The 14994-nt window shown below is 65.8% G+C and carries 15 protein-coding genes; 7 read left to right on the forward strand and 8 right to left on the reverse strand.

Annotated features, from left to right (window positions below; translation table 11 throughout):
* Window positions 1-113: 113 nt before the first annotated feature.
* On the forward strand, window positions 114-872 hold the full coding sequence (locus MU582_00585; GenBank protein ID UPK75165.1) for a nucleotidyl transferase AbiEii/AbiGii toxin family protein: 759 nt from the start codon (window positions 114-116) through the stop codon (window positions 870-872).
* A gap of 35 nt (window positions 873-907) precedes the next feature.
* Here MU582_00585 and MU582_00590 read toward each other — a convergent pair whose 3' ends face one another.
* Window positions 908-1849 (reverse strand): LysR family transcriptional regulator, encoded by a 942-nt coding sequence (locus tag MU582_00590; GenBank protein ID UPK75166.1) that lies wholly within the window; start codon window positions 1847-1849, stop codon window positions 908-910.
* A gap of 120 nt (window positions 1850-1969) precedes the next feature.
* Here MU582_00590 and MU582_00595 point away from each other — a divergent pair, with 120 nt between their 5' ends.
* The 3 genes from MU582_00595 to MU582_00605 all read left to right on the forward strand — a co-directional run bounded on the left by MU582_00595 (window position 1970) and on the right by MU582_00605 (window position 4574).
* A complete protein-coding gene (locus MU582_00595) occupies window positions 1970-2548 on the forward strand; it encodes a TetR family transcriptional regulator (GenBank protein UPK75167.1) in 579 nt (192 codons plus the stop codon).
* A gap of 69 nt (window positions 2549-2617) precedes the next feature.
* A complete protein-coding gene (locus MU582_00600) occupies window positions 2618-3847 on the forward strand; it encodes an MFS transporter (protein UPK75168.1) in 1230 nt (409 codons plus the stop codon).
* Window positions 3834-4574 (forward strand): SDR family oxidoreductase, encoded by a 741-nt coding sequence (locus tag MU582_00605; protein UPK75169.1) that lies wholly within the window; start codon window positions 3834-3836, stop codon window positions 4572-4574. Before MU582_00600 ends, MU582_00605 begins: the two co-directional genes overlap by 14 nt.
* Window positions 4575-4577: 3 nt before the next feature.
* On the opposite strand, the gene MU582_00610 is transcribed toward MU582_00605, so the two are convergent.
* The 7 genes from MU582_00610 to argH all read right to left on the reverse strand — a co-directional run bounded on the left by MU582_00610 (window position 4578) and on the right by argH (window position 11555).
* On the reverse strand, window positions 4578-5948 hold the full coding sequence (locus MU582_00610; protein ID UPK75170.1) for an FAD-binding oxidoreductase: 1371 nt from the start codon (window positions 5946-5948) through the stop codon (window positions 4578-4580).
* 134 nt (window positions 5949-6082) lie between these two features.
* On the reverse strand, window positions 6083-6280 hold the full coding sequence (locus MU582_00615) for a hypothetical protein (protein UPK75171.1): 198 nt from the start codon (window positions 6278-6280) through the stop codon (window positions 6083-6085).
* Between the two features lie 85 nt (window positions 6281-6365).
* Window positions 6366-7583: a M20/M25/M40 family metallo-hydrolase gene (locus MU582_00620; protein ID UPK75172.1), complete on the reverse strand. Its 1218-nt coding sequence runs from the start codon at window positions 7581-7583 to the stop codon at window positions 6366-6368.
* A 3-nt stretch (window positions 7584-7586) separates the two neighbouring features.
* A complete protein-coding gene (locus MU582_00625) occupies window positions 7587-8447 on the reverse strand; it encodes an ABC transporter substrate-binding protein (protein ID UPK75173.1) in 861 nt (286 codons plus the stop codon).
* Window positions 8448-8479: 32 nt separating this feature from the next.
* A complete protein-coding gene (locus MU582_00630) occupies window positions 8480-9241 on the reverse strand; it encodes an amino acid ABC transporter ATP-binding protein (GenBank protein UPK75174.1) in 762 nt (253 codons plus the stop codon).
* Window positions 9238-10137 (reverse strand): amino acid ABC transporter permease, encoded by a 900-nt coding sequence (locus MU582_00635; protein UPK75175.1) that lies wholly within the window; start codon window positions 10135-10137, stop codon window positions 9238-9240. The genes MU582_00630 and MU582_00635 overlap by 4 nt, the downstream gene beginning before the upstream one ends.
* A complete protein-coding gene (argH, locus tag MU582_00640; protein UPK75176.1) occupies window positions 10134-11555 on the reverse strand; it encodes an argininosuccinate lyase in 1422 nt (473 codons plus the stop codon). The genes MU582_00635 and argH overlap by 4 nt, the downstream gene beginning before the upstream one ends.
* 153 nt (window positions 11556-11708) lie before the next feature.
* Between argH and MU582_00645 the strand changes: the two genes are divergently transcribed.
* From MU582_00645 to MU582_00655, 3 genes are read left to right on the forward strand one after another with little or no spacing between them, the layout of a single operon-like run.
* Window positions 11709-12299, forward strand: a complete 591-nt coding sequence (locus MU582_00645; protein UPK75177.1) for an XRE family transcriptional regulator — start codon at window positions 11709-11711, stop codon at window positions 12297-12299.
* Between the two features lie 28 nt (window positions 12300-12327).
* Entirely contained in the window at window positions 12328-13323 is a 996-nt protein-coding gene (gene speB / locus MU582_00650) for an agmatinase (protein ID UPK75178.1), read from the forward strand.
* Window positions 13323-14975 carry a thiamine pyrophosphate-binding protein gene (locus tag MU582_00655; protein ID UPK75179.1) on the forward strand — a complete coding sequence of 551 codons (1653 nt, stop codon included), beginning with the start codon at window positions 13323-13325 and terminating at the stop codon, window positions 14973-14975. Before speB ends, MU582_00655 begins: the two co-directional genes overlap by 1 nt.
* Window positions 14976-14994: the final 19 nt, after the last annotated feature.

The following is a 14994-nucleotide window of genomic DNA, read 5'->3' on the forward strand; positions in this document are numbered from 1 at the left end:
CGCCTGACGGAGGCTACCTGACTCGGCACTACCAGGGTGCCAAGGGTGGCAGAGATGCGGCTCTCCTCGATATTGCACAGGATTTTGCGCTGTACTACCTCCACGAGCGTGGGTTGTTCGGGCAGGGGCTGGTGTTCAAGGGCGGGACTGCACTGCGGAAGTTTCGCGCTGGCAGTGCTGGCAGGTTTTCGACTGATCTCGACTTCAGCGCCCCGGACGAGAACGTCGCTCTGGATGCCCTGCAGGCACTTGACGACGTTGACGTTGATGGATTCCGGTTCTCTGTGACGACCGTGGGTGACGATGGCCGGCGTGGTGATCTTCGGGTGGTGACGCCGTTCGGTGTGCCGGACATCGGGGCGAAGGCGGAGCTCTCCCGTCATGGGTTGGCACTGCAGGCCGACGTGCTCGAGCCGGTCCCGCAGCCCATCCACACCAGATACGGGTTCGAACTGCCGGCGTTGCCGGTGGTGCGCGCGGAGGAGGCAATCGCGGAGAAGCTCGCGCGTTATCGGCGGGTGTCGCTTGCACGTGATCTGTACGATCTCGCCTGGTTCGCTGACGCGGGTGCGCTGGATGAACCGCTCGTACGCCGGCTGCGGGTGTTGAAGACCTACCGTGACGTGATTGTTGATGGCCGTGGAGGGCGACCGCTCGATCCCGAGGAGATTCTGGCTCCCCGAGCTGCGGCTGATTTCGACCGGGAGGACATCGGTTACCTCACGAAGCCCGTCGATGTGCCGAAGTGGATCAAGAAAGTGCAGTCGCGGTATGTGTTCCTCAGAGATCTGGCACTCGACGAGGTCCGCTGGTGTGCCTGCAACGCGCGTGACCGGTACGAGGTCGATCAGGCACTCGAAGCCATGGGCTGATCGTCGGCTCGGCCGCCCGGCGGAGCCGACGAACGTCAGTCGATACCGTGGCGCTGTTGCCAGGCCGTGTAGACGGGTTGGTTGGCAAGGGCGTCGGACAGTGCGTCGGCAACGAAGCGGGCCAACTTGGTGAGGCTGGTCGCCAATGGGTTGTGGCGCTCGACGATCAGTAGCTGACGTACCTGGATCGGGCAGCCGACGAGCGGCTTGAGAATGGCTCCGGAGCACCGGTTGGTCGGTACGCTCGGCGCGATCGCCTCTCCTGCCCGGATGAGTTCGATGCCGAGCCCGTCGTTCAAGTAGTGCACGATCTTCGGTGTGAAGCCCGCGTCGGCGCAGACCTCAGTCATACAGTCGGTTTCGCGGTCGACGTCGAGCGGCGACAGCAGCCACTGATCGTCGGCCAGCTCGGCGAGCTCGACCTCGGTCTCGCGGGCCAGGCGATGGGTTTCGGGCAGCATCACGAACGCCGGCGTGCAACAGATCTCGGCGGAGGTGATGCGCGAGTCGAGCGGTATCTCGTACCCCTTGAACTCGTGCACGACGGCCAGGTCGAGCCGCTTGGCGGCAACCAGATCGATCAGGCCACCGATGCGGAACTCGCTATTGGTGACGATCTCGGCATTGGGGACCGTCGCCCGCAAGCCGTTCATCAGGCCGAGCATCGCCTGGCCGTACCGCACTCCGATCCGGACCTGCGCGGGCGCGGTCGAGGTCGCCGCGGCGACCTCGGTCTGCAGTGAGTCGAGGACGGAGAGGACCGCGTTGGCTCGTCCGACGACGAGCCGGCCGAGCGTTGTGGGTTCGACGCCGTCGCGGGAGCGTACGAAGAGGTCGCCGCCGAGGCTCTCCTCGATGCGCCGCAGCTGCCGCGTCAGGGCAGGCTGCGTTGAGCCGAGGGCCGTTGCCGCGGACGTGATGCTCCCTGCGTCGGCGATCGACTTCACCAGTCGAAGATGCCTGGACTCGATGTCCACGTGTCGAGGGTAAGCGTTCAGGTGCCGTTTGGCGCCCGCTAACAATTCAGCATGGGCTCGGAGGAGCCGAATGCAGACAGTTCTGGACACAGCGGTACAGAACGTGTCAGGATGGTCCGCATGCCACGCCCACGCGAGTTCGACGAGCAGGCGGCGATCGACTCCGCTGTCGAGTCGTTCTGGACTCATTCGTACGCCGGGACGTCCACGGCGGTGCTGTGCGAGGCGACCGGGCTTTCGCGTAGCAGTCTCTACAACACCTTCACCGGCAAGTCGGAGCTCTACCAGAGCGCGTTGCGTCGTTACGACGAGGTGAAGAGCGCCCAGCGCGGCGCGTACCTCGATGGTGAGGGCACCGGGCGGGAGCGGCTGGAGAGTCTGCTCGAGGCTGTGCTGCGCGAGCAGTGGTCGAGCGATGAGCGGCGAATCTGCCTGGTGGTGAACGCCGCCGTCGAGGTCGGCAACTCCGAAGAGGCGGTGGCCGCGCTGGCGCGGCACAATCTCGAGGCGTTCCGTGACCTGCTCGCACAGCTCATCGGCGAGGGTCAGCGTGACGGCTCGATCACTGCAACTGCGCCGGCGCGTGAACTCGCCGCCGTCGTGCATGCTGCGCTGAACGGCGTGCAGGTCGCCGATCGGGTGGCGGTCGACGACGCCGACGGCCGCGCGACCGTACGAACACTGATGTCGATGCTCTGAGTCTGCCTCGATCCGAGGTGGACTCTGCCCTGCCCACATTTTGTACACAGCAGTCCAAAAAGGAGCCTGATGGGAACGCGAACCCAACGATTGCCGATTGCCGTCCACGCGCTCGCGCTCGGAATCTTCTGCCTCGGTACGTCGGAGTTCATGCTTGCGGGACTGTTACCGCAGGTGGCGAGCGGCCTCGACGTGAGTATCCCGGATGCGGGAATGCTGATCAGCGCGTTCGCGATCGGAATGCTGTTCGGTGCACCGCTGATGACTCTCGCGACGTTGCGGTTGCCGCAGCGCGCCACCTTGCTCGGAGCGGCGGCCGTGTTCGGTCTCGCGCACGTAGCGCCGTTCGCGGTCGACGGGTACGCCTCGCAGCTGGTCGGGCGAGTGGTGGCGGCCGTCGCCTGTGCGACGTACTGGGCCGTCGCCGCCGTCATCACGACCAAGCTGGCGGGGCCGGAGCGTACGGCGCGAGCGTTGGCCGTGCTCGTCGGCGGGCTCACGCTTGCGAACGTCGTCGGTGTGCCCGCAGGTACATGGATCGGAGGGACGCTCGGCTGGGAAGCGGCATTCGTGGCGGTCGCGGTCGCGTCGGTGGCCGTGGTGGTGCTGCTCCGAGCACTGGTGCCCGTACTGCCCGATGCGCGTACGGGGCTGCCGATGCGTGACCTAGTGCGCTCGGAGACGCGTGCGTTCCGCGACCGACGGCTCTGGCTGGCACTTGCGACGACTGCGACCTTCCAGGCTGCGGTGTTCTGCACGTTCTCCTACCTGGCACCGCTGTTGACCGACGTCGCCGGGCTGCCGGAGAAGTACGTTCCGCTCGTCCTGCTGTTGTTCGGCATCGGCACCTTCGTGGGCGTCACCATCGGCGGGCGCTACGCCGACCGAGACATGCTCGCCAATGTGGTGCTCAGCCTGGCTGCGATGGTTCTGGCGCTGCTGTTGTTGGCTGCAGTCGCCGGATCACGCATCGGAGTCGTGGCCGCGGTGTTCGTACTCGGTGCAGCGTCGTTCTCGATCGCCGCGGCGCTGAACGGCCGGGTGTTCGCCTTCGCCGGCGACGCGCCGACGCTCGCGGCGTCCGTCAACGTGTCTGCCTTCAACGTGGGCAACGCGCTGGGACCTTGGCTCGGCGGCGTCGTCATCGGAGCCGGTCTCGGGCTTCGTGCACCCGTCTGGATGGGTGCGCTCTTGGGCGTCGTCGCGCTCTGTTTCGCCGCGGGCTCGTGGCGGATCGAACGCGCGCGGCCGACTACTCCAGCCTTCGTACAAAGAGAGGATCAACATGTCGGAGAGTGAACGACGCGCCATCGTGGTCGGCGCAAGCAGCGGGATGGGGCGCGCAATCGCAGCCGATCTCATCGCCTCCGGGGCATCGGTCGCCCTGGTCGGTCGCAACGGGGACGCTTTGCGAGAAGTGGCAGGCGGCGACCCGCGCCATTTCGTGCTCGTCGGTGACCTACTCGATCAAGCCGCCGTCGATGGGATGTTCAAGCAGGTGTCCGAGGCGTACGGGAGCCTCGACGTCGCAGTCAACACTGCGGGGATCCTTCCACCATTGGCACCGGCCGCGGACATCGAGCGCGTCGACCTCGAGCGGGCGATGCTGACGAACGTCGTCGGCGTACACGCCGCCATGCGCCACGAGATCGCGCTGATGCGATCAGCCGGGGGTGCGATCGTCAATGTGTCATCCAACCTCGGTCCGCACGCGACCCTGGCCGGGTTCGGCGCGTACGGTGCGAGCAAGGCGGCGCTCAGCGCTCTCACCAAGACGGCGGCGCTCGACCACGCCGCGGAGGGCATCCGGATCAACGCGATCAGCCCCGGACCGTCGGACACGCAGATGTCGTACCGGCCCGGGGAGGGCGCATCGGATCGAGATGCGCGGATGAAAGACGCCAACCCGTCGGGGCGGGTGGCGCGTCTCGACGAGATCGTCGCCGCCGTTCGCTACCTGACGTCCGCCGAATCCGCTTACGTTGTCGGTGCCGACCTCGTCATCGACGGCGGCGCGTCGGTGTGATCCTCAGCGCGGCAGCGGCCGGGTCATCCGGAAGGCTCCTTCGGGGTCGCGCTCCTTCTTCAACGTTCGAAGGCGATCCAGCGTCGCGGCGTCGTACGCGCGCTCGGGCTCGCTGCGGCCGAGGAAGTTGTAGAGCGTGCGGTCCGTGGCCGCTTCGCCGAGCGCCTGCGGGACCCCACGGTGCACGGCATCCATGTCGGCAGGCGTGGCGTTCGGCCCGGGGCCGCCGATGGTGAACAGCTGGTACGGCTCGGCGACGGGTCCGGCCACTGCGGGGTCGGCCGGAGCCTCGGAGATGGCCCCGCCGAGGTGACGGATGTTGATGCCGAGGAGGGGCGTACCGCTGTCCGGGCCGGCAACCTCGAGCAGGTCGTCGATCGTTGACGAGTCGAACCTGCGAAGGAGGGTACCGAGGTCGAAGGACGGTGCCGGATCGACCGGGTCGTCTGCGATTACCCCTAGGTCTGCCATCGCTACGGGCTCGATCACGTTCTCGAGCGGACTCCCGGCCGCGACGACACCCGCCAGCAGCGCATTGCATTCGTCGAGCGTGCCGAGGTAGGCGGCGTTCACCGCGACGAACGACTGACCGCGGCGGGCCTCCGGGATGAACGGAAGGTCAGGCAGGTGGAGGAGCGTGACCGAGGCCGATAGCTCGGGTGGTGCAGAAGCCGTCAGCGTGGCGAATGCTTCGAGCACGGGTCGTGAGTCGGCGGACGGAAACAGCAGGCGTACGCCGACGACGCCCGGCGACGGATAGAGGTCGAACTCCATCGACGTGACGATCCCAAACTCGCCGCCATAGCCGCGAAGTGCCCAGAACAGGTCGGGGTCGCTCTTCGCGGTGACCGTGGTGAGGTCACCGGTCGCGGTCACCAGCTCGACGGAGCGAACACCGCTGGATGCGAGGCCGTACTTGCGGCCGAACCACGACAACCCGCCGCCGAGCGTGTAGCCGACAACGGAAATGTGCGGAGCCGAGCCGCCGAGACCGAGTAGTCCGGTGCCGTCGAGACGTTCGAGCACCGCCTTCCACATGGTGCCCCCGCCGACGCGCGCTACCGAGCGGTCGGCATCGATCTCGACGGAGTCGAGGGCGTGCATCCGGAGCAGGATCGCACCGGTGACGCCGTTCTCCGTTGCCGCGTGACCTGTCGATTGGGCAACGACAGGCATCCCGAGGCTGCGGGCGGCGCGTACGGCAGCGAGTACGTCGTCGGTGTCCGCTACTTCGACGACCGCCGCCGGGTGCTGGTCGACGGTGAGGTTCCACGCCTTGCGGGCGTCGTCCCAGGTCGGATCGCCGGGCACATGGACTGCACCGCGTACGGCGGTTTCCAGGGCATGTTTGGTCGGTACGGCATTGCTGGTCATTCTCGGATCCCCCTCAGGCTCGTTACGTGCTGAAGCCGCCCGAGCCGGCAACCGAAACAGTACCTCAGCGAGACAATGCGCCGCCGTAACTTTTAGATCGACGTACCACTACGCGCAGTGCGTTGCGCGGAGGCTCAGTTGCCCACGACGAGCCAGACGAGTACCAGCACGATGATCAAGGCCAGCACAGCACCGACGACGAGAGCTGTACGCGTACGCGGAGTGGCGGGCTCCTCGCTCTCGTGGCGCTCGACGAACGCCTGGAACATCTGCGTGCTTGCGCCCGGGTCGAGCTCGTTCTCGGGACCGGGGCGGGGGTTGTTCTCCGGCATGCAAATCTCCTACACAGTGGCTGGTGCCGCCACCCTATGGCCAGTCGTGTGTCGGTCGACCACTCGGCCGTCCGATGGCTACGGTTCAGCGTGCGCCGCAGAACCTGACGGCCGTGTCTGCGAGCACACGTGCGACGAGTTCCATCTCGGAGAGGTACGCGCAGTCGTCGGCATCGTCTGCGGTCCTCGCCGGGCCGGTCGGGCCGTACAGGACGCTCGGTATGCCGGCGTTCTGTAGGTGCGCGGAGTCGGCGCCGCAGTACGAGTGCGGTAGTACTGCGCCGATTCCGTCCACCGGGCTGCCGGCGAGCTCTCGATGGCTGTGCTCCAGGAGATCGACGATCTGTGCCCGCTCGGGGAGTTCGCTGGGTTCGAACACCACTTCGTTGAGCACGTACGGCGGTCGCGACTCGAAGGAGATCTCGTACTCGAGCTCAGGCCGCTCGCGTCGTACGTCTTCGATCGCGGCGCGCACATCGGCGATGACCGAATCGCTGGTTTGACCCGGCACGTATCGCACATCGACGGTGATCGTGCACGTGTCCGGCGTGTAGTTCGGCCCGCTCAGGTCGTACGCGGGTCCGCGACCGGCGACGATGCCGCCGACGACAAGACGCGGTAGGTCCGGCAGGTCCGGATGTGGCGCGTAGTTGAACTCGATGTCGTTGAGCGCGTTGATGATCGGGATCATTGCCGACAAGGCGTCGACCGCGTTCTCCTTGCGGCTGATGTGCTCTGAGAAGCCGAAGGTCGAGACCGCGAACTCGAGCACTCCGCAGGTCGTCGTCACCAGATTGTGGGCGCCGAACGGCTCCGGAACGATAGCGGCGTCGGCGTGCAGACCGTTGCGGAGGGCGTAGGTCGTACCGACGCCACCCTGTAGTTCGCCCGCGACGCAGGCGAGGACGAGATCTCCCTCGAGAGCGCCGTGTGTCTTTCTGATCGCCTCGGCCGCGATGATCATCGAGGTCAGCCCGGCCTTCATGTTTCGCGCGCCCGCACCGTAGAGCAGGCCGTCTTCGGCAACCGGCTGGAACGGATCTCGGCGCCAACCGGAGCGAAGCGGATCGATGTCGAGGTGGCCGTTGAACATCAACCGGGGTCCCGACCCACGACCGGGAAGCCGTGCGATCACCTGTCGCCGACCCTCGGCGACCTCCTGCAGGTCGACGTCATAGTTGCGACGCTCGAAGTAGTCGGCAAGCCAGCCGGCGAGCTTTGTCTCATCTCCCTTGAAGCTCGGTATCTGCAATACCTCGCTTCCGAGGTCGACGAGTGCGCCCTCGGTGATGTGCTCGAGCACGCGCTACTCCTCTACGGGCTTCAGGTTCACGGTCGGCGTCTCGATGGCCTGACCGTCAAGCCCCCACTTCTCGGTGATCTCGCCGTACGTGCCGTCCTCGATCAAGGTCTCGAGTGCTTCGCGTACATCGGTCTGCCGGGACTCGTCATCAGGTGCGAAGCCGATGCCGTAGTACTCGCTGTTGATCGGTTCGCCGAGCAGCGCGTACGTATCGGGCTCGACCTCCATCTGGTAGTGCACGGTCTCGGTGGTCTGCGCAACGGCGACCGCGCGGCCCTGCTCCAGCTGAAGTCGTGCTGCCGGCGAGCCGTCGGTGTCGAGCACCTTGATGGCGGGCTCGTTCTTGCCCGTGCAGTTCTCCTTGCTCCACTTGTCGATGTAGGTCGAGTAGTTGGAGTTCGCGCTCGCGGCAACGGTCTGTCCGCACAGGTCCGTCAGCTCCTTGATGCCGTGTTCCTTCTGCGCCGTGAGCGACGTGTAGAGCTGCGTGCCCGTCTCCAGGTAATCGACGAACGTCGCCTCGCTCTGGCGTTCGGCGGTGTCGCCCATACCGCCCATCACCATGTTCACTCGTGAGCTCTTCAGCGAGGTCAGGAACTGGTTGTAGTCCATCTGCTCCCAGCTCAACGACACGCCCATCTCGTCGGCGATCGCCTCACCGAGCTCGATGTCGAAACCGGTCAGCTTGTTCGAATCGGTGTCGATGTACTCCATTGGCGGGAACTGGCTGCCGGTCGCCACGACGAGGTCGTCGCCGCCGGAAGAAGCACCGCCGGACTCCTCGCCCGCGCATGCCGCGAGGAGTGCTGCCGGACAGAGTGCGGCGGCTGTCACGGCCAGGGTGCGCACGAAAGATCGATGCATGGTCTTATGCCCTTCGGTCAAACTGGATTGGGTCAGAGGACGGCGGAGAGGAACGCCTTCGTTCGCTCGTTGGTCGGACTCGTCAGTACCTGGTCGGCGGACCCCGTCTCGACCACCTTGCCGCCGTCCATGAACACGACTCGGTCGCAGACTTCGCGGGCGAAGCCGAGCTCATGCGTCACGACGATCATGGTCATGCCGGATTCGGCGAGATCTCGCATCACTGCCAGGACGTCGCCGACGAGCTCGGGGTCGAGGGCCGATGTCGGCTCGTCGAAGAGCATCAGTTTCGGCTGCATGGCAAGGGCTCTCGCGATCGCAACACGCTGCTGTTGCCCGCCCGAGAGTTCGTTCGGGTACGAACCTGACTTGTCGGCAAGGCCGACGCGTACGAGTAGGTCCTGAGCAGTCGTCTCGGCCTCGTGTCGCGACTGGCCGAGCACTTGGACGGGGCCTTCGACGATGTTGTCCAGAACGCTCATATGAGCAAAGAGGTTGAACCGCTGGAACACGATCCCGATTTCGCGTCGCTGGTGTGCGATCTCTCTGTCACTCAGTTCGCGAAGCGTATCGCCGACCCTGCGGTAGCCGACGAGTTCGCCGGACACCCACAGCGCACCGCCGTCGATCTTCTCGAGCTGGTTGACGCACCGCAGCATCGTGCTCTTGCCGGATCCCGAGGGACCAAGGATGCATACGACCTCGCCCTCGTTGACCTCGAGGTCAACGCCGCCGAGTGCTGCCACCTCACCGAAGTGCTTCTCGACCTGAACGGCCTTCACCAGAGTGCTCATGCCGTCGCCTCCCCGGACTGGATGGATGGTCGTCTCCGGCTCGAACGCGTGGGTCCATACCCGCGGGAGAAGCGCTTCTCGATGAAGTGCTGGGCGATGCTGAGGAGTGAGACGACGACGACGTACCAGAACGTCGCCACGAAGAGCAGCTCCATGACCTCACCGCTCACGAAGTAGATGTTCTGCGCGCTGTGCAGCATCTCGGTGTACTGGATCGCGCTCGCCAGCGAGGTCAGCTTGACCATGCTGATGAACTCGTTGCCGACCGGCGGGATGATGACCCGCATCGCTTGCGGCATGGTGATCCGGCGCATGATCAGCAGACGAGTCATCCCGATGCCCTGGGCAGCTTCGATCTGACCCTGGTCGACCGACAGGATCCCCGCGCGGATGACCTCAGAGGTGTACGCCCCTTGGCATAGGCCGAGGCCGAGTACGGTCGCGACCAGCGGGCTCATCACGTCGACGGTCTGTGTCTCGGCGATGCCGGGTATGCCGAGTGTCGGGAACACCAGCGCAAGGTTGTACCAGATGTAGAGCTGGAGCAGCTGCGGAATACCGCGGAAGAGCCATACGTACGCGAGGCTCACCGTGCGGAGGACCGGATTGGGCGAGAGCCGCATGATGGCCGAGATCGCGCCGATGGTGATTCCGACGAACATCGCGAGGAAGGTCATCGCGACGGTGTTGATGAGGCCGTCCAGGATGGTGCGGTCGGTGAGGTAGCTACCGACCGTCGACCAGTTGATCTCGCCGCGAGCGAAGGCGCTCACGATGAACCCGACGAGCAGGACCAGAATGGCCGCAGCGATCCATCGTCCGGTGTGGCGGCGGGGCACTCGGGTGAGTTTCGCCAGCTCTTCTGGCGTCATGCTTGCGGAGTCCGTCGTGCTCACGGGCATCGCGGCCCTCCGTACTCCTGTATCCATGCCTGTTGCTCAGAGGTGCGTTCGGCAAGGCGGTCCAGTTGCTCCTGCACGCGATCCGGTGCGGTGGCGCCGTATCCGGTTCGCGCTGCTAGTGCTGCCTCGACGGTCAGGTGTGCGCGTACCTGGCCGGTGAGTCGGGGATCGACCTTCGCGAGATCGTCGTCGGAGACCTCGTGGAGCTCGACTCCCTGGTCCTCGCACACCTGCACGAGGCGGCCGGTGATCTCGTGTGCTTCGCTGAACGGAACCCCACGGACCGACAGCCAGTCGGCCACCTCGGTTGCGAGGGTGAATCCCTGGGTTGCCTGACGTGCGAGCTGCTCGACGTCGACGACGAGCGTTCGGGTCATACCGGTCATCGCGGGAATGGTCAGCGCGAGAGCGTGGATCGTGTCGAGAACCGCGGCCTTGTCCTCGGCGAGGTCTCGGTTGTACGCGAGCGGCAGCGACTTCAAGGTCGCGAGCAGTCCACTCACGTTGCCGATCAGGCGTCCGGCCTTACCGCGCGTCAACTCGGCGATGTCGGCGTTCTTCTTCTGCGGCATGATCGAGCTGCCGGTTGCGAACGAGTCGTGCAGGGTCACCCAGCCGAACTGCCGTGAGGTCCAGAGACAGACCTCTTCGGATAGCCGCGAGAGGTTGACGCCGATCATCGACGCCGCGAACAAGAACTCGGCGACATGATCACGACTCGCAACGGCGTCGATGGAGTTCTCGCACGGCCCGTCGTAGCCCAGCTCCGCTGCAGTCAGCTCCGGGTTCACCGCAACCGCCGAGCCGGCGAGAGCGGCAGCACCGAGCGGTGACCTTGCCGTTCTGCGGTCCCAATCCTGCAGTCGCTCGATGTCACGCGCAAAGGCCTGGGCATGGGCGAGCAGTTGGTGTGCAAAGACGACCGGCTGCGCGGGCTGCAGGTGGGTGAAGCCTGGTGCGGGCGTACGTACGTGCTGCCGGGCCTGATCGAGAAGTGCCTTCTGCAGCTCGATCAGATTGGCGACGATCGATCGACAACTGTCTCGGAGCTGGAGGCGCAGGTCGTTCGTGGTCTGGTCATTGCGCGACCGTCCTGCGCGCAGCTTGCCACCGAGCTCGCCGAGACGCTCGACGAGTGCGCGTTCGAGAAACGTGTGCACATCCTCGTCGCTCGTCTCCGGGGTCGCTGCACCGGAGGCCACATCGCGTTCCAGCTCGTCGAGGCCCGACAGGAGCCGGTCCAGGTCGTCGGCGTCGAGGACTCCGAACCGATGAAGCTCACGTGCGTGTGAGCGTGAGCCGGCGAGGTCGTAGGGGGCCAACGAGAAATAGTCCTCGGGCGATCGCGACAGTCGAAGGAGTGCAGGATCCGCCGGCGAACGAAATCGCCCTCCCCAGAGTTTCTCGGCCATCGAGCTGCCTCTCGTGCTTTGGTGGTGTCTTCCGAACTTGATGTGCCCACGAGCAAAGCCCACGTACCGAACTCTTGTCAACACTTGTTTCCTAAATGAACTTGGTGTTTCATAGCGACGGTCCGAGACGGCATCCGACAGCGAGGGAGAGGGATGGAAACGCCACCGCAAGAGGGTCAGTCCGGTGATCCCGGAACTGAGATCGGTGGTCGAATCCGGCAAGCCCGGCTCGCTCATCGCCTCACGCTCGCGGACCTCGCCGACGCCAGCGGCCTGACCAAAGGGTTCATCTCGAAGCTGGAGCGCAACCAGGCCAACGTCTCGGTCGCGTCCCTGATCCGGATCTGCGACGCGCTCGACCTCCAGCCGGGCGAGCTGTTCGAGGCGCCGCCGGGTCAGGTCGTACGCCATGACGCCTATCCGCCGATCAACTTCGGCGGCAGCGAGATGACCGAGTACCTGCTCACGCCGCAAAGTGAGCACCGACTGCAGGCGATCCTCAGCGAGATCCGGCCTGGGGGCGGAAGCGGGCCGGAGCAGTACGAACTGCCGGCAGACGTGGAGTTCGTACTGGTCTTGGACGGCGAGCTCGAGGTGGAGCTCGGAGCCGACACCGTTTCCCTTGCCAAGGGCGATGCGATGACGTTCTCGGCGGAGACCAAGCACACCTTCCGAAACCCGAATGCCGACACCGGCGCACGGGTGCTGTGGGTGTTCTCGCCTGCCCTCCCCGTGTCCGAGTGAACTTTGCCGCTGCATTGATGGAGAACACATGACGAGCAATATCGACCACCCGGCCGCCGCGACTGTCGGACCTGTCGACGCGTCCGTCGTGCCGCGATTCGCCGGCATCGCGACGTTCGCCCGGTTGCCCCGGATCGAAGAGGTGCAAGCGTGTGACATCGCCGTCGTCGGCGCGCCGTTCGACTCGGGCGTTTCGTACCGTCCCGGTGCGCGGTTCGGGTCGGCTGCCGTCCGCGAAGCGAGTCGACTGCTTCGTCCGTACCACCCCGACCTCGACACCGAGCCGTTTGCGAACGCGCAGGTCGCCGACGCGGGAGACATCGCGTGCAATCCGTTCGACATCAGCGAGGCGGTCGCATCGGTGGAGGCGGGCGCCGATCGGCTACTCGATGCGGGTGCGCGCTTGGCGGTCATCGGTGGAGACCACACGATCGCACTGCCGATGCTTCGCTGCATGGCGCGGCGGCACGGACCGGTCGCCCTGCTCCACTTCGACGCACACCTTGACACCTGGGACACGTACTTCGGTGCGCCGTACACGCATGGGACGCCCTTCCGTCGCGCCTCCGAGGAGGGTCTATTGGATCCGACGGCACTGTGCCACGTCGGCACCCGCGGGCCCCTCTACGCGCGCAGCGACTTGGACGATGACGCACGGATGGGATTCGGGATCGTCACCTCGAACGACGTGATGAGGCGTGGTGTCGACTCGGTGATCGAGCAGCTCAGATCCCGGATCGGTGATCGCCCGCTCTACATCTCGGTCGACATCGACGTGCTCGACCCGTCGCATGCGCCCGGTACGGGCACGCCCGAGGCCGGCGGCCTCACCAGTCGAGAGCTGCTGTGCATCTTGCGCGGACTTGCCGGTCTGAAGGTCGTGTCGAGCGATGTCGTCGAGGTCTCGCCCGCGTACGACCACGCAGACGTGACTGCGGTCGCTGCATCCCATGTGACCTACGATCTGATCTCCCTGATGAGCATGGCGGGTGGGGATTCCGCGAAGGCCGAGAAGGCGACCTGATGACGTACGGGCAGAGTCGCATTGGCGGCGACCTCCTGGTGGAGTCGCTGGCTGCCGTAGGCACTGGTGTCGCGTTCGGCGTACCCGGGCAACATGCATTGGGTACGTTCGACGCGCTTCGCCGATCGGGCCTGCGATATGTCGGCAACCGTACGGAGCTCTGCGCGGCGTACGCCGCTGACGGGTATGCGAGGCGATCCGGTTTCCCGGGCGTCGTGCTCGTATCGACCGGCCCCGGTGCGCTCGGTACCCTGCCGGCGCTGCAGGAGTCGGCGGCCGCCTCGGTCCCTGTCGTGGTGATCGCGAGCCAGATCCCGCAGGCCGGCCTGGGCAAGCACCAGGGATACCTCCACGAACTCAGCGACCAGCGCGCCGCAGCTCGCGGCATCGTCAAGGACGCACAGTTGGTCCGAAACCACGGGAGCATCGCCGGCGCCGTCGTCCAGGCGTGGGAGGAAGCGTTGACGCCTCCGCATGGTCCGGTCTGGCTGGAGATTCCGCAGGACATCCTGTTGCAGCCCACGGACCTACCGCCCGTCGAGGCCCTGAACTTCGAACCAGGTGACAGATCTGCCCGATCAGAGCTCATCGGTCAAGCTGCGCGGCGCCTGAACGAGGCGCGACAGCCGGCCATCATCGCGGGCGGAGGCGTCGTCCGTGCCGGCGCAGAGGCTGCGCTCCTCGAACTGGCCGAGCGTGTACGAGCTCCGACCGTGACGACGTTCGGAGCGAACGCCGCCTTCCCGCGCAACCATCCCCTTGCCATGCAGTCATGGCTCGAAGACCAGTACACGACCGAGTTCCTGGAGGAAGCCGACGTCCTTGTCGTCGTCGGCAGCGGGCTCGGGGAGCTGACGTCCAACTACCACACACTTCGTCCGCGAGGCGCGATCATTCACATCGATGCGAGCCAGGACAAGCTCGGGGCGAACCATCCGTCGTTGAGCATTCACGCGGACGCCGAGGCAGCACTTGTCGACCTCGCCGCCAACGTGCAGCGAAGGCAGCCCGATGGCGTGGCCGAACGCCGAGTCGCGGACCTCCTCACCCGCATCCGCGCTCGTTTGCACGACCAACATCTCGAGCATGAAGAGGGGCTTCTGACGGCCGTTCGCAATGCGATCGACTCCGTGCAGCTCGCCGACATCCCGAGCTACTGGGACATGACCATGCTTGCGTACTGGGCTTGGTCTTCCTGGGACGGTAAGCGCTCGGGAGCCATGCAATCCGCACAAGGTAGCGGAGGGCTCGGGTACGCGTACCCCGCAGCGGTCGGTGCCGCCGCGGGCGGAGACGGGCCGGTTCTGGCGGTATCCGGTGACGGTGGCGCAGCGTACGGGCTCGCGGAGCTGGCAACCGCTCGCCAGCACGAACTCGATGTCACCTGGCTGATCGTCGACGACGGCGGTTACGGCATCCTGCGCGAGTACATGGTCGACGCGTTCGGCGAAGCGTACGCAACCGAGTTGACCCGACCGGACTTCGTGCAACTCGCCCAGTCGTTCGGCATTCCCGCCGTCGCGAGCAGCCCTTCGACGCTCGAGGCCGACCTCGCAGCCGCCCTTTCCGCAGCCGGTCCGAGCGTGGTCGTACTCGAGACCGAAATCCGCATGTTCGAGCCGACCCACCGCCGAGAGTCATCCGCGTCTTGAAGCGCCTATGAGTCAGGGT

The organism is Nocardioidaceae bacterium SCSIO 66511 (assembly GCA_023100825.1).
In the GTDB taxonomy this organism is placed as follows: Bacteria; Actinomycetota; Actinomycetes; order Propionibacteriales; family Nocardioidaceae; genus Solicola.

Coding starts and splice junctions, on each gene's coding strand:
- MU582_00595 (UPK75167.1), top strand. CDS start 1,970: ATGCCACGCCCACGCGAGTTCGACGAGCAGGCGGCGATCGACTCCGCT.
- MU582_00600 (UPK75168.1), top strand. CDS start 2,618: ATGGGAACGCGAACCCAACGATTGCCGATTGCCGTCCACGCGCTCGCG.
- MU582_00605 (UPK75169.1), top strand. CDS start 3,834: ATGTCGGAGAGTGAACGACGCGCCATCGTGGTCGGCGCAAGCAGCGGG.
- MU582_00610 (UPK75170.1), bottom strand. CDS start 5,948: ATGACCAGCAATGCCGTACCGACCAAACATGCCCTGGAAACCGCCGTA.
- MU582_00615 (UPK75171.1), bottom strand. CDS start 6,280: ATGCCGGAGAACAACCCCCGCCCCGGTCCCGAGAACGAGCTCGACCCG.
- MU582_00625 (UPK75173.1), bottom strand. CDS start 8,447: ATGCATCGATCTTTCGTGCGCACCCTGGCCGTGACAGCCGCCGCACTC.
- MU582_00630 (UPK75174.1), bottom strand. CDS start 9,241: ATGAGCACTCTGGTGAAGGCCGTTCAGGTCGAGAAGCACTTCGGTGAG.
- argH (UPK75176.1), bottom strand. CDS start 11,555: ATGGCCGAGAAACTCTGGGGAGGGCGATTTCGTTCGCCGGCGGATCCT.
- MU582_00645 (UPK75177.1), top strand. CDS start 11,709: ATGGAAACGCCACCGCAAGAGGGTCAGTCCGGTGATCCCGGAACTGAG.
- speB (UPK75178.1), top strand. CDS start 12,328: ATGACGAGCAATATCGACCACCCGGCCGCCGCGACTGTCGGACCTGTC.
- MU582_00655 (UPK75179.1), top strand. CDS start 13,323: ATGACGTACGGGCAGAGTCGCATTGGCGGCGACCTCCTGGTGGAGTCG.